Origin of the sequence: Bradyrhizobium sp. 149, assembly GCF_023073915.1 — a bacterium.
In the GTDB taxonomy this organism is placed as follows: domain Bacteria; phylum Pseudomonadota; class Alphaproteobacteria; order Rhizobiales; family Xanthobacteraceae; genus Bradyrhizobium.
The window spans coordinates 197,076-217,413 of the sequence record NZ_JADPKK010000005.1 but is presented as its reverse complement, the minus strand read 5'-3'; the positions used below and the strand labels follow the sequence as shown (position 1 = coordinate 217,413).

19 protein-coding genes are annotated in these 20,338 nt (G+C 65.1%); 9 read left to right on the top strand and 10 right to left on the bottom strand.

Going from position 1 to position 20,338, the window contains the following annotated elements:
* Window positions 1-45: 45 nt before the first annotated feature.
* On the top strand, window positions 46-1,740 hold the full coding sequence (gene ggt / locus IVA88_RS02265) for a gamma-glutamyltransferase (RefSeq protein ID WP_247495707.1): 1,695 nt from the start codon (window positions 46-48) through the stop codon (window positions 1,738-1,740).
* 44 nt (window positions 1,741-1,784) lie between these two features.
* Here ggt and IVA88_RS02260 read toward each other — a convergent pair whose 3' ends face one another.
* Entirely contained in the window at window positions 1,785-3,956 is a 2,172-nt protein-coding gene (locus tag IVA88_RS02260) for an EAL domain-containing protein (protein ID WP_247495680.1), read from the bottom strand.
* 467 nt (window positions 3,957-4,423) lie between these two features.
* Here IVA88_RS02260 and mepA point away from each other — a divergent pair, with 467 nt between their 5' ends.
* The 4 genes from mepA to modC all read left to right on the top strand — a co-directional run bounded on the left by mepA (window position 4,424) and on the right by modC (window position 7,764).
* Entirely contained in the window at window positions 4,424-5,368 is a 945-nt protein-coding gene (gene mepA / locus IVA88_RS02255) for a penicillin-insensitive murein endopeptidase (RefSeq protein ID WP_247495679.1), read from the top strand.
* Window positions 5,369-5,593: 225 nt separating this feature from the next.
* Window positions 5,594-6,376: a molybdate ABC transporter substrate-binding protein gene (gene modA / locus IVA88_RS02250; protein ID WP_247495678.1), complete on the top strand. Its 783-nt coding sequence runs from the start codon at window positions 5,594-5,596 to the stop codon at window positions 6,374-6,376.
* 27 nt (window positions 6,377-6,403) lie between these two features.
* The gene (modB, locus tag IVA88_RS02245; RefSeq protein WP_247495677.1) at window positions 6,404-7,099 is read left to right on the top strand and encodes a molybdate ABC transporter permease subunit; all 696 of its coding nucleotides are present in this window, start codon (window positions 6,404-6,406) and stop codon (window positions 7,097-7,099) included.
* Window positions 7,100-7,101: 2 nt separating this feature from the next.
* Window positions 7,102-7,764, top strand: coding sequence for a molybdenum ABC transporter ATP-binding protein (gene modC / locus IVA88_RS02240; RefSeq protein ID WP_247495676.1), 663 nt, complete (start codon window positions 7,102-7,104; stop codon window positions 7,762-7,764).
* Window positions 7,765-7,918: 154 nt separating this feature from the next.
* Here modC and IVA88_RS02235 read toward each other — a convergent pair whose 3' ends face one another.
* On the bottom strand, window positions 7,919-9,712 hold the full coding sequence (locus tag IVA88_RS02235; RefSeq protein ID WP_247495675.1) for a potassium/proton antiporter: 1,794 nt from the start codon (window positions 9,710-9,712) through the stop codon (window positions 7,919-7,921).
* Between the two features lie 210 nt (window positions 9,713-9,922).
* Between IVA88_RS02235 and IVA88_RS02230 the strand changes: the two genes are divergently transcribed.
* A complete protein-coding gene (locus IVA88_RS02230) occupies window positions 9,923-11,239 on the top strand; it encodes a mechanosensitive ion channel domain-containing protein (protein ID WP_247495674.1) in 1,317 nt (438 codons plus the stop codon).
* 122 nt (window positions 11,240-11,361) lie between these two features.
* Complete coding sequence (map, locus tag IVA88_RS02225) at window positions 11,362-12,180, top strand: type I methionyl aminopeptidase (RefSeq protein ID WP_211400020.1); 819 nt, start codon at window positions 11,362-11,364, stop codon at window positions 12,178-12,180.
* A gap of 26 nt (window positions 12,181-12,206) precedes the next feature.
* Here map and IVA88_RS02220 read toward each other — a convergent pair whose 3' ends face one another.
* On the bottom strand, window positions 12,207-12,803 hold the full coding sequence (locus tag IVA88_RS02220) for an Ada metal-binding domain-containing protein (RefSeq protein WP_247495673.1): 597 nt from the start codon (window positions 12,801-12,803) through the stop codon (window positions 12,207-12,209).
* Between the two features lie 131 nt (window positions 12,804-12,934).
* Here IVA88_RS02220 and IVA88_RS02215 point away from each other — a divergent pair, with 131 nt between their 5' ends.
* Both IVA88_RS02215 and radC read left to right on the top strand, forming a co-directional pair.
* Complete coding sequence (locus IVA88_RS02215) at window positions 12,935-13,879, top strand: EamA family transporter (protein WP_247495672.1); 945 nt, start codon at window positions 12,935-12,937, stop codon at window positions 13,877-13,879.
* Window positions 13,880-13,971: 92 nt separating this feature from the next.
* A complete protein-coding gene (radC, locus tag IVA88_RS02210; protein WP_247495671.1) occupies window positions 13,972-14,685 on the top strand; it encodes a DNA repair protein RadC in 714 nt (237 codons plus the stop codon).
* A 62-nt stretch (window positions 14,686-14,747) separates the two neighbouring features.
* Here the strand turns inward: radC and IVA88_RS02205 are convergent, their stop codons facing one another.
* The 7 genes from IVA88_RS02205 to IVA88_RS02175 form a co-directional block, all read right to left on the bottom strand.
* Window positions 14,748-15,083 carry a glycine zipper domain-containing protein gene (locus IVA88_RS02205; RefSeq protein ID WP_247495670.1) on the bottom strand — a complete coding sequence of 112 codons (336 nt, stop codon included), beginning with the start codon at window positions 15,081-15,083 and terminating at the stop codon, window positions 14,748-14,750.
* 165 nt (window positions 15,084-15,248) lie between these two features.
* Window positions 15,249-15,623 carry a hypothetical protein gene (locus IVA88_RS02200; RefSeq protein WP_247495669.1) on the bottom strand — a complete coding sequence of 125 codons (375 nt, stop codon included), beginning with the start codon at window positions 15,621-15,623 and terminating at the stop codon, window positions 15,249-15,251.
* Window positions 15,624-15,875: 252 nt separating this feature from the next.
* On the bottom strand, window positions 15,876-16,568 hold the full coding sequence (locus tag IVA88_RS02195) for an AprI/Inh family metalloprotease inhibitor (RefSeq protein ID WP_247495668.1): 693 nt from the start codon (window positions 16,566-16,568) through the stop codon (window positions 15,876-15,878).
* Window positions 16,568-17,557 (bottom strand): 2-hydroxyacid dehydrogenase, encoded by a 990-nt coding sequence (locus IVA88_RS02190; protein ID WP_247495667.1) that lies wholly within the window; start codon window positions 17,555-17,557, stop codon window positions 16,568-16,570. The genes IVA88_RS02195 and IVA88_RS02190 overlap by 1 nt, the downstream gene beginning before the upstream one ends.
* Entirely contained in the window at window positions 17,557-18,375 is an 819-nt protein-coding gene (locus IVA88_RS02185) for an ABC transporter permease (protein WP_247495666.1), read from the bottom strand. Before IVA88_RS02185 ends, IVA88_RS02190 begins: the two co-directional genes overlap by 1 nt.
* Window positions 18,372-19,217 (bottom strand): ABC transporter ATP-binding protein, encoded by an 846-nt coding sequence (locus IVA88_RS02180; protein WP_247495665.1) that lies wholly within the window; start codon window positions 19,215-19,217, stop codon window positions 18,372-18,374. The genes IVA88_RS02185 and IVA88_RS02180 overlap by 4 nt, the downstream gene beginning before the upstream one ends.
* Before the next feature lie 10 nt (window positions 19,218-19,227).
* The gene (locus IVA88_RS02175; protein ID WP_247495664.1) at window positions 19,228-20,250 is read right to left on the bottom strand and encodes an ABC transporter substrate-binding protein; all 1,023 of its coding nucleotides are present in this window, start codon (window positions 20,248-20,250) and stop codon (window positions 19,228-19,230) included.
* Window positions 20,251-20,338 lie beyond the last annotated feature (88 nt).

Here is a 20,338-nt window from a genome sequence, read left to right as displayed (position 1 = left end):
GCCGTGTCCAAAACACCAACAAACCTGCGGTCGATCGTCGCCGCGATGGTATCGGTCAGCCTCCTGACGTTCAGCCCGGCACGCGCGGCCTCGGTGGCGCCGGTCGCCTCTGAAAACGGCATGGTGGTGTCCGCGCAGCATCTGGCTACCCAAGTGGGCGTGGATGTGCTCAAGCGTGGCGGAAATGCGGTCGATGCCGCAGTAGCGGTGGGCTATGCTTTGGCAGTCGTCTACCCGGCAGCCGGCAATCTCGGCGGTGGCGGCTTCATGACAGTGCAGCTCGCCGACGGCCGCAAGACCTTTCTCGATTTCCGCGAGACGGCGCCCAAAGGTGCGACCGCGAACATGTATCTCGACAAGGACGGCAACGTCATCAAGGGGCTCTCGACCAAGGGGCACCTCGCGGTGGGCGTGCCAGGATCCGTCTCGGGTATGGAATATGCGCGCGAAAAATACGGCACCATGAAGCGCGCCGACCTGCTTGCTCCCGCGGTCCAACTCGCCGAGCAGGGGTTTACGCTGGACCAGGGCGACATCGAGTTGTTGCGCACTGCCACTGCGGATTTTCAGGACGACCCCGCATCGGGCGCCATCTTCCTCAACAACGGTCAGCCGTTCCAGGCGGGTGACAAGCTGGTGCAGCCCGAACTCGCCAAGACATTGCGCGAGATCAGCAGCAAAGGCACCGACGGCTTCTACAAGGGCTGGGTCGGCTCCGCGATCGTGGCATCGAGCCAGGCAGGCAAGGGCCTGCTGACGCAGGACGACCTTGACGGCTACAAAACGCGTGAGCTCGCACCGGTCGAATGCGACTATCGCGGATACCACGTGATTTCCGCGCCTCCCCCGAGCTCGGGCGGCGTCGTTATCTGCGAGATCCTGAACGTCCTGGAAGGCTATCCGCTCAAAGAGCTGGGCTACCACTCCGCGCAGGCCGTGCACGTGCAGATCGAAGCCATGCGCCACGCTTACGTCGACCGCAACAGCTATCTCGGCGATCCCGATTTCGTGAAAAATCCGCTCGATCGCCTGCTCGACAAGAAATACGCGAGCAATATCCGAGCCGTGATCGATCCGAACAAGGCCGGCGTCTCCAAGGAGATCAAGCCCGGCGTCGCGCCGCACGAGGGCAGCAACACCACGCATTATTCCATCGCGGACAAGGACGGCAACGCGGTTTCGGTGACATACACGCTGAACGACTGGTTCGGCGCCAAGGTGACGGCGGCCAAGACTGGCGTGCTGCTCAACGACGAAATGGACGACTTCACCGCCAAGATCGGGGTGCCGAATCTTTATGGTTTAGTGCAGGGTGAGGCGAACGCCATCGCTCCCGGCAAGCGTCCACTCTCCTCGATGAGCCCGACCATCGTGACCAGGGACGGCAAGACTGTCATGGTGGTGGGCACGCCCGGCGGCAGCCGCATCATCACGGCCGTGCTGCAAACCATGATCAACGCGATCGACTACGACATGAACGCGCAGGAGGCGGTCGACATGCCGCGAATCCACCAGCAATGGCTTCCGGACCTGACCAATGTCGAAACCTATGCGCTGTCACCGGACACGCGCAAGATCCTGGAAGGTATGGGCCACAAGTTCGGTCCGCCGCAACCGGCGAACCATCTCGCGCTCATCATCGTCGGCGCGCCATCACTGAACGGCAAGCAGGTCGGCATCAACCGCTACTATGGTGCGAACGACCCACGCCGCAACTCGGGATTAGCGGCAGGATATTGATCGGAGATGGTCTCCATTCTCCGAACGGAAGCGGATATCCCGTCCTAGGCCACCAGCGCGGCATCCTCGTCGTCCACGCCATCGATGCCGCGCTGCGCCGCCAGCAGGCTGATGATCTCGATGTTCGGACGGGCCTTGCTGAACAGAAAGCCCTGGCCCTCGTCGCAGCCTTCGGCCCGAAGGCAGCTGAGTTCGGCTTCGGTCTCCACGCCCTCGGCGGTGATGATGACGCCGAGGCCTTTGCCGAGGCTGACGATGGAGCGGATAATCGCCTGGGCCTCGCGGTTGGCGCCGAGATCGCGCACGAAGGACTGGTCGATCTTGATCTTGTCGAAGGGAAAGCTGCGCAAATAGCTGAGGCTGGAATAGCCGGTGCCGAAATCGTCCATCGAGATGCGCACGCCGAGCGCGCGCAGCGCATGCAGCGTCGCCAGCACCTGGGCGCTCTTCTCGAGCAGCAGCGTCTCGGTGATCTCGAGCTCGAGCCGCCGCGGCGGCAGGCCGGAATGCTTCAGCGCATCGGTCACCACGGAGAGCAGATTGCCGCTGCGGAACTGGAGCGGCGACAGGTTGACGGCGACGCGGACGTCGTCCGGCCAGGTCGCGGCATCGAGACAGGCCCGGCGCAGCATCAGGCCACCGAGCGGATTGATCAGCCCGGTTTCTTCCGCGACCGGAATGAACTCGGCCGGCGAGACCATGCCGCGCTCGGCATGCGGCCATCGCACCAGCGCCTCGAAGCCGGTGATGCGGCCGCTCGAGAGGTCGATCAGCGGCTGGTAATAGGGGCGCAGCACGTCGTTCTGGATCGCGTCGCGCAGCTCGACCTCGATCTTGCGGCGGGTCTGTGCCCTGGCGTCGAGCGCCGCCTCGAAGAACGCAAACGTGCCGCGCGCATCCAGCTTGGCGCGCGACAAGGCCATGTCGGCGCTCTTGAGCAGCTTTTCGGAATCGTCGCCGTCGCCCGGCGCCATCGCGATGCCGATGGAGGCGCCGATCACCACCGAATGGCCGTCGAGCAGATAGGGATCAGCGATGGCTTCCAGCAGGCGTTTTGCCAGCAGCACCGCGTCCTCGGGGCGCGTCAGGCCGCTCTGCACGATCGCGAACTCGTCCGAGTTCAGCCGCGCCAGCGCGTCGTCCTCGCGCAAGGTCGAGCGCAGCCGCTTGGCGACGCCGCGCAAGAGCTTGTCGCCGACCGCGTGTCCCAGCGTGTCGTTGACCGCCTTGAAATTGTCGAGCCCCAGCATCAGCAGGGCGACCTTGTCGGTACTACGACGGCTATGCAGCAGCATCTCGTCGACCCGCTGGCGCAGCAAATTGCGATTGGGCAGGCCGGTCAGACCGTCATGCTGGGCCATGAAGGCGAGCCGCGCCTCGGCGCGCTTGCGCTCGGTGATGTCCATCAGCGCCAGCAGCACCGCGGGCCGCTCGGCATAGGTCAGTTCGCGCGAGTAGATCGCAAGGTCGATCAGAGCGCCGTCGGCCTTGACGTGCTTCCAGGTGCGCCCGGCCTGATCCTCGCCGGTCGTATCGACGCTCCAGGGCGGCTCGCTGTCGAAAGCCTGCAGGGAGCGGATTTTCAGCCGCTCGAACTCGGCGCGGCTGTAGCCGTAATGGGCGACCGCGGCATCGTTGACGCCGAGGATGCACTCGTCGTCCAGCGCGCAGACGATCATGGGGACGGGATTGCCGTCGAACAGCAGGCGGAACGAGGCCTCGCGCTGCTTCAACTCGGTGATGTCGACGCGCAGACCGACGACGCCGCCGTCGTCGGTCAGCCGCTCGTCGATCAGGATGACGCGGCCGTCCGCCAGCTTCTGCTCGTGGCGCGCGCCGGGCTGATAGAGCTTTTGCAGCCGCTCGGCGATCCATTCTTCCTCGTGGCCGGCAGCCTCGGGATAGTCGCCGCGGGCGACGCCGATGCGCAGCGTATCCTCGAGGCGCGCGCCTTCCTCGAACAGATCGGCGGTCCTGCTATAGATCTCCGCGTATTGCTTGTTCCAGAGCACGTAGCGGCCCTCGGCATCGAGAAACACGATGTCTTGCGGCAGGATCTCGATGGCCTGGCGCAGGCGCTCATGGGATTTGCGCGCTTCCGCGATCGCGGCCTCCGCCTCGGCGCGGCTGCGCAGAACTTCGTCGCGTTCGGACCGAGGATGAGGGGCGCGCGCAAAGCGCGGCTTGCGCGGGTGCAGGCCGGTGTGAGCAAGCACGCTTCCGTTTCGTCTTTTTGTTCTTCGAGGCCCCAAACTCAACTTCACTCTTCCCAGTCGCACCCAGCGACCGCAGTTTTGGAGCAAGTGTCTGAAAAAAAAGTAATCCTAGGTGGCATGGCGGCTGGACGCCCGGTCTGGCGGCCGCAAGAAGGCGGCTCCTATTGCCTGTTTGCAAGGCGCGGCAGCGCCGATGGGCGCGCCAGGCGCATCGCGTCGTCGTCACCGGAGAACGAGATGGCGCAGAATTGCGCGCTGTCTTGAATCATTTCCCGGATCGTATCCGATTGCATGCAGAAGGAAATGAGGACGCATCCCACGCACGAATTTTGGTCAATGCATGAGAGGGTTATCGCGTCGTTAAAAATCGGCCGGCCGGCGCCGCGGAACTGCGACTTTCGGACGATATTTCAGCGGAAGGACTGTTTCTTAACCCCGGCGCGGTGTTGGGCTATAAGGATGTCAGCATGAGTCCCCGCCGCCTTGCCCCTCTCCTGCTCGTCATGACACTCCTGGCCGCTGGCGACGCGCTGGCCCAGGACAAGGGCAGCGTCAACCCAAAGCCGCTGCCGCCGCTCGCCAATCCGAACGATCCCAATATTGCCGCCAAGGAGCTGTTCGCGCGAAAGCTGCTGCCGTCGAAGGGGCCGGCCCATGTCATCGGCTCCTACGTCAAGGGCTGCATCGGCGGCGCCGAGCAGATGCCGATCAACGGCGACCATTGGCAGGTGATGCGGCTGTCGCGTAACCGCAGCTACGGCCATCCCGAGATGATCGCGCTGATCAAGCGCCTCGCCGCCAGGACGCACAAGGACGCGGGATGGCCGGGCATCCTGGTCGGCGACATCGCTCAGCCGCGCGGCGGGCCGGCGCTGTCGGGCCATGCCAGCCACCAGATCGGGCTCGATGCCGACATCTGGCTGACGCCGATGCCGGACCGTCGCTTGTCGCGTGACGAGCGCGAGGAGATGTCGGCGGTGATGATGGTGCGGCAGGACCGGCTCGACATCGATCCGAAAGTGTTCACGCCAAGCCATGTGCTGGTGTTGCGCGACGCGGCACAGGAGCCAGCGGTGCAGCGCATCTTCGTCAATGCCGCGATCAAGAAGGCGCTGTGCCGCGAGGCCAAGGGCGACCGTTCCTGGCTGTCGAAGATCAGACCGTGGTGGGGCCACGACTATCATTTCCACATCCGCATGCGCTGCCCGGCGGGCGCCGGCGACTGCGAGGGCCAGTCGTCGCAATCCGAGGACGAAGGCTGCAAGCCCTCCGATCTCGCCTACTGGTTCAGCGACGCCGTGCTGCACCCCAAGCCCCCGCCGGAGCCGCCGAAGCCGAAACCGCCGATGACGCTGGCGCAGATGCCGGCGGCGTGCAAGGCCGTGCTGCACGCGGGCAATGCGAAGCCATAGCCGGTTGTCCTCCTCGCCTTGCAGGATTGCGAGCTGGATCGGACCAAACGTCGGCTTTGACCTGTTTCGCCAGCCTGTTATGGTCGCACCCGGCGATCGCTTGCCGGACCGTAAGTCCGTCGGGCTTGCCGGAACAGCGCTTCCGCCGGTCGCAGCCTAACTCAACCAACGCCGTCTTGCGCGCGCCGTCTTGCGTGCCCTGAGCGCGCGCATGGAGCGCTTCCGATGTCCCGCCTTTCCGTGCTTTTTTCGGCTTTCTTCGTTCTGGCCGCGAGCCTTTCGCCCGCTAGAGCCGAGGACAAGACCATCACTGTGTTCGCCGCCGCCTCGATGAAGAACGCGCTCGACGAGGTCGACGCGGCCTACACCGCCAGGACCGGCGTCAAGTTCAGCGTCAGCTATGCCGCAAGCTCGGTGCTCGCCAGGCAGATCGAGCAGGGCGCGCCGGCCGACGTGTTCGTCTCGGCCGATACCGATTGGATGGACTACGCGATCGCCAAGAAGACCATCAGCGAGCCGACCCGGGTCAATCTGCTCGGCAACAGCATCGTGCTGATCGCGCCGAGGGATTCCAGGCTCGACAACGTCAGCATCGCGCAGGGTTTCGACCTCGCAAAACTCGCCGGCGACGGCAGGATCGCGACCGGCGACGTCAGGTCGGTGCCCGCGGGGAAATATGCCAAAGCGGCGCTTACGAGCCTCGGAGCGTGGCAGGCGGCCGAGCCGAAATTCGCCATGGCGGAGAGCGTGCGTGCCGCGCTGACGCTGGTCGCGCGCGGCGAGGCCAATCTCGGCATCGTCTATTCGACCGATGCCAAGATCGAGCCCGGCGTGAAGATCGTCGGTACCTTCCCGGCGGATTCGCATCCCGCGATCATCTATCCCGTCGCCGCGACCACGACAGCAAAGAGCGAGACCAGCGACTATCTCGCCTTCCTGCGCTCGGCCGCCGCCAAGACCATTTTTGAAAAATACGGTTTCAAGTTCCTGATCAGCCCGACAACTTAACCCTTGCGACTTAACTTCTGCGATTTGATGCTCGACCTCTCTCCCGCCGAATGGACCGCGATCCTGCTCTCGCTCAGGGTCGCAATCATCGCAACGCTGGTGGCAACGCCGTTCGGCATTGCGCTGGCATGGCTGCTCGCGCGGCGTGATTTCTGGGGCAAGTCGGTGCTCGATGCGCTGGTGCATCTGCCGCTGGTGCTGCCACCCGTCGTCACCGGTTATCTGCTCTTGCTGACATTCGGCCGCCGCGGCCTCGTCGGCGGCTTCCTCGCGGACACGCTCGGCATCGTCTTCGCCTTTCGCTGGACTGGTGCTGCGCTCGCCTGCGGCCTGATGTCGTTCCCATTGCTGGTGCGTCCGATGCGGTTGTCAATCGAGGCGATCGACCGCCGGCTCGAGCAGGCCGCCGAGACGCTCGGCGCCACGCCCTGGAAAGTGTTCTTCACGGTGACGCTGCCCCTGGCGCTGCCCGGCGTCCTCGCCGGCATGGTGCTGGGCTTTGCCAAGGCGATCGGCGAGTTCGGCGCCACCATCACCTTCGTGTCCAACATTCCCGGCGAGACCCAGACCATTTCGTCGGCGATTTACTCGCTGATCCAGACGCCGGACGGCGACGCCGCCGCGGGGCGGCTCGTGATCGTCTCGATCGTGCTCGCGCTCGGCGCGCTGATTGCAGCCGAATGGTTCGCCCGCCGCGCCACCGCGCGATTGCACGGGAATTGACCATGCTGCGCGTCGACATCGAAAAGCAGCTCGGCGAATTCTCGCTCACGGCCTCCTTCGCGAGCGAAGGCCGCGTCATCGGCCTGTTCGGCGCGTCGGGCGCCGGCAAGACCTCGCTGGTCAACATGATCGCGGGGCTGCTGCGGCCTGACCGCGGCACCATCGTGATCGACGGCGAGACCGTTGACGACAGCGTGGCCGGCATTCATGTCCCGACCTGGCGCCGCCGCATCGGCTATGTGTTCCAGGATGCCCGGCTGTTTCCGCACCTCAACGTCGCGCAGAACCTCGACTATGGAAGGCGAATGAACCGCCTCGCGCCCGACCCGGCGCAGCACAAGCGCGTGATTGAGCTCCTCGACATCGGCGCGCTGCAGGGTCGCCGCCCCGGAAAGCTCTCAGGCGGCGAGCGCCAGCGCGTGGCGCTCGGCCGCGCGCTGCTGTCGAGGCCGCGCCTGCTGCTGCTGGACGAGCCGCTCGGCGCGCTCGACGAGGGCCGCAAGATGGAGATCCTGCCCTATCTGGTGCGGCTGCGCGATGAGGCCAACGTCCCCATGGTCTATGTCAGCCACGACGCCGCCGAGCTGCGCCAGCTCGCCACGCAGATCGTGATGCTGAAGCAGGGCCGGGTGACGTCGTTCGGCGGGGTGAAGGTGTTGACGTGAAGGCGCGCTGCCCGTCCATCCCCGTCATTGCGAGCGCAGCGAAGCAATCCAGAATCTTTCCGCGGCGGCAGTCTGGATTGCTTCGCTGCGCTCGCAATGACGGGAGTGTGTAGTTGGTTCCGACCTACCAAACTCGACGCGGATTGCGTGGCAGCTAAACCCCCGCCACGGACGTCCACAGCTCCGCCAGCCTGCGCCGCAGGACCTGCCTGCGGGTCAGCGGCGCGGGCGTTTCCTCGTCTTCCGGCAGGCGTAGGCCGACGACGTTGACGCGGCCGCCGGAGATCGAGCGCGCCACAAGCACGATCGGATCCAGCACGAGCTCGGCGCCCTCTTTCGGCGCGCGGTCGAGATGGACGTCGAAATAATCGGCCAAAGTCAGCTTGCTCTCGTCCTCACCGACGTTCACGCCGTAGATCTCCGCGAGCTCGGCGAGCGTGTGCTCGCCGGAGACCATGAAGTCGCCGAGCAGGTGCGGATCGGGCGCCGAGCTCGGCTGCATGTCGACGAAGAAGCGGTCGAGCGATTCGGCCTTTTCCGGCGGCGCCAGCAGATAGATGTAGTCGCCGGGCGCGACCGGATCGGCCTCTGCCGGAGTCAAAATACTCTCGTTGCGGATCACCAGCGTCGGCTTCGACCAGGACGGAATCAGGCCGCGGCGGAAATACAGGCTCTTGGATCGCACCGGATAGCCGACGAGCTGCTGCTCGAGCTGGCCGGGCAGATCCAGTTCGACACGGCGCGGGCCGCGCTCGGCGCGCGGCAGGGCCACATGCAGCCTGCGCGCGGCCGGCGCCAGGGTCCAACCTTGCAGCAGCAGCGAGATGATGACGACAACGAAGGCGACGTCGAAATAAAGATAGGCCTTCGACAGCCCGACCAGCATCGGGATCGAGGCCAGGAAGATCGCGACCGCGCCGCGCAGGCCGGTCCAGGCGATGAAGATCTTTTCACGCCAGTTGAAGCGGAACGGCGCCAGGCACACGAACACCGCGATCGGCCGCGCCACCAGCATCAGGACGAATGCGATCCCGACCGCCGGCAGCACGCTGCCGCCAAGCCGGCTCGGCGAGACCAAGAGGCCGAGCAGCACGAACATCACGATCTGCGCCAGCCAGGTCGCCGCATCCAGGAAGGCCACCACCGAATTATGCGCGCGCGTCGGGCGATTGCCAATGATGATGCCGGCGAGATAGACCGCGAGGAAGCCGGAAGCGTGCATAATCTGCGAGCCGCCGAAGATGACGAGCGCCGCGGTGGTGACAAACGGCGCATGAAGGCCCTGCGGCAGCGCGACCTTATTGAGCGCGATGACGACCAGACGCCCGCCGATCACCCCGACGACGGCGCCCAGCACGGCCTCCTGGGCGAACTCCATCAGCACATGCGCGGCCGTACCCACTCCCAGCGAGATGTATTCGACCAGCATCAGGGTCAGAAAGATCGCGAAGGGATCGTTGGTGCCGGATTCCACCTCCAGCGTCGCGCCGACACGCGGGCGCAGGCGCAGGCCCTGGGTATGCACCAGCAAGAACACTGCGGCCGCGTCCGTCGAGGCCACCACGGCGCCGACCAGCAGCGACTCCGTCCAGTTGAGGTCGAGCGCATATTTCGCGAACGGCGCGGTGATCAGCGCGGTCAGCAGCACGCCGACGGTCGCGAGCACCACGGAGGGCGCGAGCACGGTGCGGATGCTGGCAAAGCGAGTCCGCAGGCCACCATCGAACAGGATCAGCGCGAGCGCGACCGAGCCGACCAGATAGGTGGTGCGGACGTCGTCGAACTGGAGCTGCCCGGGCCCGGAATCGCCGGCGAGCATGCCGATCGCGAGGAAGACGAGCAGAAGGGGCGCGCCGAAGCGCAGCGCAAGCAGGCTTGACAGGATCCCGGCCAACACCAGGACGGCGCCGAGCAATATGGCGAGGCTGACAGTATCGAGGGAAGCCATCCACCTTCCGGGTACAAATCGCTGGAAGTGCATCCTTATCGTCGGCGGACTCCCACGCCAACCCATTTTCTCCCGCTCGCGGCAATCTGCCCGCAATTTGCGGCCTTAACGCACTTCACTTAGCGGTGTATCGGTGGTCCGGCCGCGCCCTTTGTGGGAGTCTGCGGCGCCCCCGAATCAACGCCTCCCGCCCGCTTCCCGACGAGACCGATGGACATGGACCTCAAAGACTTCACGGAGTTCGTGCAGACCACGGCGCGCAGCGTCGGGGCGGAGATCTCGTCGCCCTGGTTCTACCTGCAATTCGGGCTCATTCTGGCTGCGGCCGGCGTCGCCTATGCCGCGGAAGCCGCCGTTCGCAGCCGCGTCGACATGACCTCGCTGGCGATGCGTTGGCCGCTGCCGCTCCGGCACTTCGTCCGGGTGATGGTCTCCAGCGCCTCGACGGCGGCGTTCACCCTGCTCGTGATCGTCTCGCGCGTGGTGATGTACCACGCGACCTGGCCGAGCCGCAGCTATCTCCTGATGGTCGCCGCCAAGCTGGGGCTGGCCTGGCTCGCGATCCGGCTGCTGACGTCGGTGCTGCGCAACGCCTTCATCGTCAAGCTGGTGTCGATCACGGCATGGTTCGTCGCGGCGCTCTCCATCCTCGGCCAGCTCGATGCGACGGTCGACCTGCTCGATTCTTTCGCCATCGTGCTCGGCGGCCTGCGGCTGACGCCGCTGCTCGTGATCAAGGCCGGCGCGCTGCTGCTCATCGCGCTCTGGCTCACCAACATCGCCAGCAATTTCGCCGAGAGCCGGATCAACTCGACCACCGATTTGACTCCGTCGGTGCAGGTGCTGCTGGTCAAGATCATCCGCATCGGCCTGCTTGCGGTCGCCATCGTGATCGCGCTCGGCGCGGTCGGCATCGATCTGTCGGCGCTCGCGGTGTTCTCCGGCGCGGTCGGCGTCGGCATCGGTATCGGCCTGCAGAAGATTGTCGCCAATTTCATCTCTGGGATCATCCTGCTCGCCGACAAATCGGTGAAGCCCGGCGATCTCGTCACCATCGGCGACAACACCGGACGGATCAGCGCGATGAAGACGCGCTATATTTCCGTCGCCGCCGGCGATGGCCGCGAGTTCCTGGTGCCGAACGAGGACCTGGTGACGCAGAAAGTCGTCAACTGGACCTACACGGACAAGAACACGCTGGTGAAGATCGCCTTCGGCACCAATTACGACGCCGACCCGCGGCTGGTGTGCAAGCTCGCCGCCGAAACCGCGGCCGCTCATCCGCGCGCGCAGAAGGGCAAGCCGCCGAACAGCATTTTGACCGAGTTCGCCGAAGCCGGGATGAAGTTCTCACTGACCTTCTGGATCGCGGACCCCGACGGCATGGACAACGTCAAGAGCGACGTGATGCTGGCGCTGTGGGACGCCTTCAAGCGCGAGGGCATCCGGGTTCCGTACCCCGTCCGCGAAATCCGCATCCGCGGCGGCGCCCTGCCGGTGGAAACCACCGTGGAAGTCCCGAATTAGGCCAGCTTGCAGGCGCAAGGCAGGCACGCCTGACTTGCATGAAGGCGCGCAATCATTAAATTGGAGCGTGAAATCAAGCCTTTCCACCGATATCGAGCCCCACCTCAGAAGATAGCGCCCGCATGAGCTACGTCGAAGCCTCCGATACCTCCCTGCGCAAGACCGGACAGATCAAGCTGCATGGGCCAAGCGCCTTTGCCGGCATGCGCAAGGCGGGAGCGCTGGTGGCGAAGTGCCTCGACGAGCTCACCGACATCGTCGGGCCCGGCGTGCCGACCGAGCGCATCGACCAGTTCGTCCGCGACTTTGCCTTCAGCCACAATGCCTATCCGGCGACGCTGATGTATCGCGGCTATCGTTATTCGACCTGCACCTCGCTCAACCACGTGGTCTGCCACGGCATGCCCGGCGACCGTCCGCTAAAAGAGGGCGACATCGTCAATATCGACGTCACCTTCATCGTCGACGGCTGGTACGGCGATTCCAGCCGGATGTATGCGGTCGGCCCGATCGCGCGCAAGGCCGAGCGGCTGATCGAGGTGACCTATGAGGCGATGATGCGCGGCATCGCCGCGGTGAAGCCCGGCGCCACCACCGGCGACATCGGCCACGCCATCCAGAGCTTCGTCGAGCCGCAGGCCATGAGCGTGGTGCGCGATTTCTGCGGCCATGGCCTCGGGCGCATGTTCCACGACGAGCCGAACATCATCCATATCGGCCGGCCCGGCGAGGGCGTGCAGCTCAAGCCCGGCATGTTCTTCACGATCGAGCCGATGATCAATCTCGGCAAGCCGCATGTGAAGATCCTCTCCGACGGCTGGACCGCGGTGACCCGCGACCGTTCGCTGTCGGCGCAGTTCGAACACTCCGTCGGCGTCACCGCCACCGGCGTCGAGATCTTCACGCTGTCGGAGCGACACGGCGAGAAGCAGATCGGGTGATCCCGGGCTAAAGCGCCGACACCAGCCTATCGCGGTCGGCGGAACGACGATGGTCGCCGCTTGTAAGTCGCGGCAAATGCATCGTTGAATCTGCGAACGCTGCCAAAACCTGCGGCGAAAGCGATCTCAGCCAAGCTCATGCTGGTTTGATCGATCAGACGCTTTGCTTCCTGCACACGCCGGGTCGCTGCGATCTCGCTCGGGCTCGCCCCGGCATGACGCATGAACAGGCGAAGCAGGTGACGCGGCCCGACGCCGAGGGCTTCTGCAAGCTCCGTCATTGAAGCCCGATCCAGAAAACCGTCATGGATCAGGCGCATTCCGCGCGCCACGGTGCTCGCCGTTCCCATCCAGGCCGGCGAACCCGGCGCCGCTTCCGGCCGGCATCGGAGGCACGGGCGAAAGCCGGCCCGCTCGGCGGCGGCAGCGGTCGCATAGAAGGTGACGTTCTCGGAGCGGGCCGGACGAACGGGGCAGACCGGCCGGCAATAGATGCGCGTCGAGCGGACACCGGAGAAGAACAGTCCGTCGAAGGCACGCGCACGCGCCAGCCGAGCCCGATCGCAGGTTTCCCAGTCGAGATGCGGTGGCAGCGTTTGCCGATGCGCCGAGCTTGTCGCCATTGCGGGAGAATAACGCCCGCGCAGCGCGCCGAGTAGCTGAAATCGGACTCGATCGGGCGATGAGGTCCGAATTCAGCCAGCCTCGCGCGGCGCTCCGGATCATGGTGTCGATCGCTTCAGGAGCAAATCGCATGAGCACGCAGCCGCAACAAACGGCGTCAAGGAAAACCACTCTCTCGCTCGAAATCGGGCTCCTGCTGCTTCTCTCGCTGATCTGGGGCAGCTCGTTCACGCTGATCAAGGTCGCGATCCCGACGATTCCGCCCTTCACGATGGTCGCCGCGCGGGTGACGATGGCGGCAATAATCCTGATCCTGATCGCTCTCGCGCAGGGATACGCCCTTCCTCGCCGAGGATCGGACTGGACGGCTCTCTTCGTGCAAGGACTGCTGCAAAGCGCGCTGCCCTTCACCCTGATCAGCTGGGGCGAGGCCCATATCGCAAGCGGTCTCGCCGGCGTCCTCAATGCAACGCCGCCGATGTTCGTGCTCGCGATCGCGATGATGACCGGCGGCGGGCGACCGACCATCAACGGCCAGAAAATATTCGGCGTCGGTCTCGGTCTCGCGGGTGTCGCCTTGACGATAGGTGTCGATGCGTTTGCGGAGATCGGCACGACCGCTCCGCTGGCCCAAGCGGCGGTGCTGTGCGCGAGCCTCTGCTACGCGCTGGCGCCGATATGGGGGCAGCGCTTCTCGGGCTTTCCCGCGATCGTCACGGCGGCCGGAGCCATGGGCTGCGCCGCGCTTCTCATGCTCCCGATCGCCGCCACTCTCGAACGGCCATGGGCACTGGCGCAGCCGCCGGCACAGGCGATCGCGGCGGTGATCGCGCTCGCGGTGGTCTGCACGGCCTTCGCGATGGTGATCTATTTCCGGCTGATCCACACGCTCGGTCCGCTCGGTACGACAAGCGGAAGCTATCTGCGCGCCGGTTTCGCGGTGGCGCTCGGCGCCGCATGGCTTGGCGAGCAATTTACCTGGTCCAGTCTTGCCGGAATGCTGCTCATTCTCGCCGGTGTGGTGGCGGTCACGGTGCCCGCGCCAGCGCACGGCGCCAGGAGACCGGCGGGCTGAGTCATCATCTTCAAAGCCCGATGCCGGGACCTGCGCGCCGTCCCGCAATTGACGGTTGCAAAAGCGCCGGTCCGCGGCAATGCTGGCGGCCGATGCCCGCCAAGACCGACCACGACAAGAGCAAGCCTGAGGAAGCGCCGCACTATCTCGGCCATCGCGAACGGCTGCGCGAGCGCTTCTACAGCGCCGGGGCGAACGCGCTCAGCGACTACGAGCTGCTGGAGATGGCGCTGTTTCCGGCGCTGCCGCGGCGTGACACAAAACCGCTGGCAAAGACGTTGATCAAGACCTTTGGCTCGTTCGCCGAGGTCGTCCATGCCCCAATAGCGCGCCTACGCGAGGTGGACGGCATCGGCGAATCCGCGATCCACCAGCTCAAGCTGATCGCGGCGGCGGCCCACCGCGTCGCCAAGGGCGAGGTCAACAGCCGCAACGCGCTGTCGTCCTGGAACGAGGTGATCGACTATTGCCGCACCAGCATGGCGTTTGCCGACAAGGAGCAGTTTCGCCTGCTGTTCCTCGACAAGCGCAACCAGCTTATCGCCGACGAGGTGCAGCAGACCGGCACCGTCGATCACACCCCGGTCTATCCGCGCGAGGTGATCAAGCGCGCGCTGGAATTGTCCGCGACCGCGCTGATCCTCGTGCACAACCACCCCTCAGGCGATCCCTCGCCGTCGCAGGCCGACATCCAGATGACCAAGGCGATCATCGACATCGCAAAACCCCTCGGCATCGCCGTGCACGACCACATCATCGTCGGCAAGAGCGGACATGCCAGCCTGCGCGGGCTGCGGTTGATCTAGAAAAGCACGGCGTTTCGACGCACGACAGCGATGCCGACGTCAAACGTGATAGGGCCGATCGCTCAGTAGCAGTATCGCGGATCGACCGGGACGTACGAGCCGTCCCGGCGCTGCATGTAGCAGCCGCGCTGATAGGCGTAGTAGCCGGAGCGGCGACGTTCGCCTTCGGAGGCGATCGCAGCGCCCGTGCCGGCACCGACGACGGCGCCGATGGCGGCGCCGCGACCACCGCCGATGGCGCCACCCACGATCGCTCCACCGACGCCGCCGAGGATGGCACCGCCAATTGCGTCCTGCGCCGCCGCTTCATGCGCGGGGGCCGCGATCGCGACCGCCAGAAACGCTGCCATTCCAAGACTTCCGATGCCAAGACTTCCAATACGAAGACCTCGAAGCATGCTCTCGCCCTCCCTGTGGTAAGGCCAGTCATAGCGCCGGAGCCGGATACGGACCAGGCAAATTGCCGGCGCCGCGCCTAGCGACGCTCCGCGATGGCGCCGGAAGCGTAGCGCGAAGACGGCCCAAACCCCGCCGCGTGCGACGCAAACGCGGGCAAGCGCCATTCAATCATCCACCCAGCGCTGCACGGCCTCGACGGTGTCGGCAGGCGTGGTGTTGAAGCAGATCGCGGCGTCAGGCGCCAGGCGGTGGACGAGGTTGAGCACCTTCTCGAACAGCAGCAGGCGCTCCTTCGGCTCGCGCAGGCCCGCGCCGATCACGATGCAGTCGAACTTCTCGTCGCGCAGCGCCGCCGTGACGGCGGCTTCCGCCGCGGCATCGAGATCGATCAGGCAACTCGTGACCTCGTAACCGAGATCGCGCAGGCGCAGCAGCTGCGCATCGATGTAGTCGCGCACGAGCTCCGGCGTGATCTGGGGGAATGCGCTGTAGTCCGCGTTCCCAGGTTCGATGCCGATCGCGAGCACGCGCTTGGTCATGCAGGGCTCCTTGCCGGACTGCCTCGCGCGCTAACGAAGCAGCGTCCCTGCCGGTTCCCTCGCGGGCGGTCACCTCGATACCGATCCTGCCGCTCATTTGCCGGCGAGGCTGTAACCCACTTCACACGCGGTGCGCCGGCGGCCTGCCAGACTTGCGGAGATCACGCTGACGTCACGCCCCGGCCCGCCCGAGGCAAGGGGCCGCCACCCAGCCGACGACGTAGCGCGGATGTCCGCGTCAAGTGGCGGCGCCTACTGACGCAGCATGATCAGGGGATCGGCGGTATCGGGAACGCGCCGCCATTGCGCGTTGTCGTCGGCCTCGAACTGCCAGGCCTCGCCGGCCTTCGACAGCAGGATGATCTGGCCGCGCTCAAGCCGCCATTGCGTCGGGTTGAACTGCGCGATGGACGCATCGCATTTCGGCTTGAGGAAGACCTGGAAATTGTCCGGCCCCGCTTCCGTGTTGGTCAGCGTCAGCCCGCAGACAGGCTGGCCGTTGCCTCGCACGATCGACCAGTCGCCGATCATCTGGTCCATCGACTTCGCCATCGAGCGTGCGGCGGCGAGGTCCTGCAGGATGTAGACGCCCTCGCCTTGCCGCAGGCCCTCGAAGATGCCGGCCTCGACCTCGGTGAAGTCGATCACGGCCTCACCGCTCGCATCCTGCAAACGGACAATGTCGAGACCCTTGACACTCCAGGCGACGATATCCCTGGTGAAAGGCAGCGCAGCCTTGCAGGCCGGCTCCAGCTCGAGCTTGAAGCCTTGAGCAGCAGTGTCGGCCTTGAGCGTGACGACGCAGGTCTTGCTGCGCTCGGTGGTCGAGAGCTCCCACTGCCCGGGCATCGCCTTCTTCAGGGTCGTCGTATCCTGCGCCAATGCGATGCCGATCGCGGCCAAGTAGGCCGCGACGGCGAATGCGACGACCCGAAGAGCTCTCATCAGCGCCCCTTGAACGGCGTTTCCGCAACCGGCGTCAGCGGCGCCTTGCCGGCGAACCAGGACTTGAGATTGTCGACCACGAGCTGATCCATCGCGTTGCGCGTCACCACCGAGGCCGAGCCGATATGCGGCAGCAGCACCACGTTCTGCATGGCCTTGAGCTCGTCCGGCACGTTCGGCTCGGCCGCGAACACGTCGAGACCGGCGGCAAGGATGGTGCCGGACTTGAGCGCCTGGACCAGCGCCGGTTCGTCGATCACCGAGCCGCGCGCGACGTTGACCAGCACACCGCGCGGGCCGAGCGCCTTCAGCACCTCCGCGTTGATCATCTTTTCGGTAGCAGCGCCCCCGGGCACGATCACCATCAGCGTATCCACCGCCTTCGCCATCTCGATCAGGTCGGGGTAGTGCTTGTAGGAGACGTCCTTGGACGGATTGCGGGTGTGATAGACCACCGGCACCAGCGAGGCATCGAGCCGGCGCGCGATCGCCTGGCCGATCCGGCCCATGCCGACGATGCCGACCTTGCGGTCGCGCAGCGAGCCGACGCTGAGCGGATAGTTCTGGGTCTGCCAGAGGCCGGAGCGCACATAACGGTCGGCTTTGATGAACTCACGTACGGTGGAGATCAGAAGGCCCATCGCGACGTCGGCGACCTCCTCGGTCAGCACGTCGGGCGTATTGGTGACGATGATGTTGTGCTCGGCGGCGTATTTGGCGTCGACATGGTCGTAGCCGACGCCGAAGCTCGCCACCATCTCGATCCTGGGCAATTGCGACAGCGACTGCTTGTCGGCACGCACGGTGTGATAGGTCACCGCGACGCCGCGGATCTTGTCGCGAACCGCCGGCGTCAGCCGCTCGAGATCGCCTCGCGTCTCCGCCTTGTGCACGACGAAATGATCGGAAAACCCGTTCTCGAGGATCGGCCGGACCGGCCCATAAATCAGAAGGTCGATCTTTTCGGACGAAATCGAACCGGTGGTCATCAGTTGTCCTTTCCAAGCGCGCTCTCGTGCCAGCGCCGTAAAGCGAGGTGGGAAACTAGCGCCAGCACCCCATAGATGACAATCCCGGCCAGCGACAACAGCAGCAGCGCTGCGAACATGCGGGGTATGTTCAACCGGTAGCCGGATTCTGCGATCCTGTAGGCGAGCCCGGAGCCGGCGCCGGCGGTTCCCGCCGCGATCTCGGCCACGACCGCGCCGATCAGCGACAGGCCGCCGGCAATGCGCAAGCCGCCGAGAATATAAGGCAGCGCCGACGGCAGCTTGAGAAAGCGAAGGGTCTGCTGCGGCGAGGCGCCATAGAGCTGGAACAGGCCGGCGAGGTTGCGATCGACCGAATTGAGCCCAAGCGTGGTGTTCGACAGCACCGGGAAAAAGGCGACGATGAAGGCGCAGACCACGACCGCGGTCTGCTGCTCCAGGTAGATCAGCAGCAGCGGCGCGATCGCGATCACAGGCGTGACCTGAAGTACCACGGCATAGGGGAACAGTGAAGCTTCCACCCATTTGGACTGGTTGAACAGCAGCGCCAGCGCGATGCCGCCGATGCTGGCCGCGACAAAACCTTCAAGCGTGGTCAGCAGCGTCGCGGCGAGCGACTGTGACAGCACAGCCCAGTCCTTGATCAGCGTCAGGAAAATGACGGAGGGCGCCGGCAGCACGTAAGGCGGGATGTCCTTGATGCGGACCACGAGCTCCCAGGCGAGGAGCCCCGCCGCGAATACGATGACGGGCAGCACGAAACGCAACGCGCGTTTTGCGCCGGACGGCTTCGCAGTCACGGGAGCTTGCGCGTTCATAGCGTCGACTGCCCTGCATAGGACGGCGCCAGCGCGGCCGACACTTTCCGGCAATAATCGGAATAGGCGACCGACGTGCGAAACTCCTCGCCGCGCGGCTCGACCGTCTCGATGCGGATGTCGGCCTGGATCCGGCCCGGCCGCGCCGTCATGACCACCACGCGCTGCGACAGATAGACGGATTCGAACACCGAATGGGTGACGAAGATAACGGTCTTGCCAAGCCTGCGCCACAGCGTAAGCAAGTCGTCGTTGAGACGGAAGCGCGTGATCTCGTCGAGCGCCGCGAACGGCTCATCCATCAGCAGGATATCAGGGTCGGTGACGAGCGCGCGTGCCAGCGACACCCGCATCTTCATGCCGCCGGAGAGCTCGCGGGGGAAAGCCTCGGCGAAATCGGCAAGCCCGACGCTTGCCAGCGCCTCGTCGGCACGCGCGCGCGCTTCCGCCTTCGGAACGCCTGCGAGCTTCAGCGGCAACCGCACGTTCTCGCGCACGCTGGTCCAGGGCATCAGGGTCGGTTCCTGAAACACGAAGCCGATGCCATGACCTCGCTGAAAATGACCTGGCTGAATATGACCTGGCTGCGCCTTGCTCTCGTGACGCACCAGCCGCACGATACCGGAGGACGGCGCGCTGAGCTCGGCGATCAGCCGTAGCGCGGTGGACTTGCCGCATCCTGACGGTCCCAGCAGCGAAATGAACTCGCCCTTGCGCACCGCGAGATCGAGCGGGCCGAGCGCCATCACGCCGTTGTCATAGGCCTTGGTCACGCCGCGCACGCTGACGGCCAGTGCCGTCAGTCCGGTCTCGACCCCCGCCGGAGTTTTGACTGATGACATCGACCTTGTGCTACGGCTTGCTTGGGCGCAGCTCGACGCCGACGCCCTTGTTGACGAAGCGCAGCGTATAGGATTTGCGGAAGTCGAGGTCCGGCTTCACGACGCCCGCCTTCACCATCTTGTTGAAGAAGGATGTGTAGCGCTCGTCGCTCATGGCCCCGATGCCGTTCTTCAAGCTGTCGCCGGAATCGACGATACCGTATTGCTTCATCTTGGCGACGGAATAGGCGAGCAGCTCGTCGGTCATCTCCGGATTGAGCTTCTTGATCATGGCGTTGCCCGCGGAATTGTCGCGGTAGATGTAATTGTACCAGCCGTACATGGAGGCGTCGACGAAGCGCTGCACCAGGTCGGCCTTCTTCTCGACCACGTCGCGACGGGTCTCGATCAGGGTCGAATAGGTGTTGAAGCCGTAATCGGCGAGCAGCAACACGTTAGGCTTGAAGCCGGCGGCCTTCTCGACCGCGAACGGCTCCGAGGTGACGTAACCCTGCATCGCGCTCTTGGGATTGGCGATGAAGGGCTGCGGGTTGAAATTATAGGGACGAACGTTCTTCTCGCTGAAGCCGTATTCGGATTTCAGCCACTGGAAATAGCTGGTCATGCCCTCCTTGGAGACGAACAGCGTCAGCGGCTTGAGGTCCTCGATCTTGGCGACCTTGGCATCGGGCTGCGTCAGCATCACCTGCGGATCCTTCTGGAACACCGCGGCGATCGTGACGACCGGGACGTTGTTGGCGACCGCGTCGAACGACATCAGCGTGTTCGCTGCCATGAAGAAATCGATCTTGCCGGCGATCAGCAGCATCCGGTTGTTCTCGTTGGGCCCGCCGGGGACGATGGTGACGTCCAGCCCATATTTCTTGTAGGTGCCGTCGGCGACCGCCTGGAAGAAGCCACCATGCTCGGCCTCGGCGACCCAATTGGTGCCGAACATGACCTTGTCCAGGGTTTCGGCGCGCGCCGGAACGACCGAGACGAAAGCGGCCATCAAGCCCGCCGTTAAGGCTCGCCGCAGATGAGAGGGGCTCATGATGGGACTCCGTCGATCGCTTCTAGCCGATGTCCAAGCAACGCGATAAAACCGCAAGACATTCAGGGACGCGAGCCGGCCTGGCCCG

What these genes read in the sequence shown, in the direction of transcription:
- ggt (WP_247495707.1), top strand. Translation starts at nt 46, where the DNA reads ATGGTATCGGTCAGCCTCCTGACGTTCAGCCCGGCACGCGCGGCCTCG.
- mepA (WP_247495679.1), top strand. Translation starts at nt 4,424, where the DNA reads ATGAGTCCCCGCCGCCTTGCCCCTCTCCTGCTCGTCATGACACTCCTG.
- modA (WP_247495678.1), top strand. Translation starts at nt 5,594, where the DNA reads ATGTCCCGCCTTTCCGTGCTTTTTTCGGCTTTCTTCGTTCTGGCCGCG.
- modB (WP_247495677.1), top strand. Translation starts at nt 6,404, where the DNA reads ATGCTCGACCTCTCTCCCGCCGAATGGACCGCGATCCTGCTCTCGCTC.
- modC (WP_247495676.1), top strand. Translation starts at nt 7,102, where the DNA reads ATGCTGCGCGTCGACATCGAAAAGCAGCTCGGCGAATTCTCGCTCACG.
- IVA88_RS02235 (WP_247495675.1), bottom strand. Translation starts at nt 9,712, where the DNA reads ATGGCTTCCCTCGATACTGTCAGCCTCGCCATATTGCTCGGCGCCGTC.
- IVA88_RS02230 (WP_247495674.1), top strand. Translation starts at nt 9,923, where the DNA reads ATGGACATGGACCTCAAAGACTTCACGGAGTTCGTGCAGACCACGGCG.
- map (WP_211400020.1), top strand. Translation starts at nt 11,362, where the DNA reads ATGAGCTACGTCGAAGCCTCCGATACCTCCCTGCGCAAGACCGGACAG.
- IVA88_RS02220 (WP_247495673.1), bottom strand. Translation starts at nt 12,803, where the DNA reads ATGGCGACAAGCTCGGCGCATCGGCAAACGCTGCCACCGCATCTCGAC.
- IVA88_RS02215 (WP_247495672.1), top strand. Translation starts at nt 12,935, where the DNA reads ATGAGCACGCAGCCGCAACAAACGGCGTCAAGGAAAACCACTCTCTCG.
- radC (WP_247495671.1), top strand. Translation starts at nt 13,972, where the DNA reads ATGCCCGCCAAGACCGACCACGACAAGAGCAAGCCTGAGGAAGCGCCG.
- IVA88_RS02205 (WP_247495670.1), bottom strand. Translation starts at nt 15,083, where the DNA reads ATGCTTCGAGGTCTTCGTATTGGAAGTCTTGGCATCGGAAGTCTTGGA.
- IVA88_RS02200 (WP_247495669.1), bottom strand. Translation starts at nt 15,623, where the DNA reads ATGACCAAGCGCGTGCTCGCGATCGGCATCGAACCTGGGAACGCGGAC.
- IVA88_RS02195 (WP_247495668.1), bottom strand. Translation starts at nt 16,568, where the DNA reads ATGAGAGCTCTTCGGGTCGTCGCATTCGCCGTCGCGGCCTACTTGGCC.
- IVA88_RS02190 (WP_247495667.1), bottom strand. Translation starts at nt 17,557, where the DNA reads ATGACCACCGGTTCGATTTCGTCCGAAAAGATCGACCTTCTGATTTAT.
- IVA88_RS02185 (WP_247495666.1), bottom strand. Translation starts at nt 18,375, where the DNA reads ATGAACGCGCAAGCTCCCGTGACTGCGAAGCCGTCCGGCGCAAAACGC.
- IVA88_RS02180 (WP_247495665.1), bottom strand. Translation starts at nt 19,217, where the DNA reads ATGTCATCAGTCAAAACTCCGGCGGGGGTCGAGACCGGACTGACGGCA.
- IVA88_RS02175 (WP_247495664.1), bottom strand. Translation starts at nt 20,250, where the DNA reads ATGAGCCCCTCTCATCTGCGGCGAGCCTTAACGGCGGGCTTGATGGCC.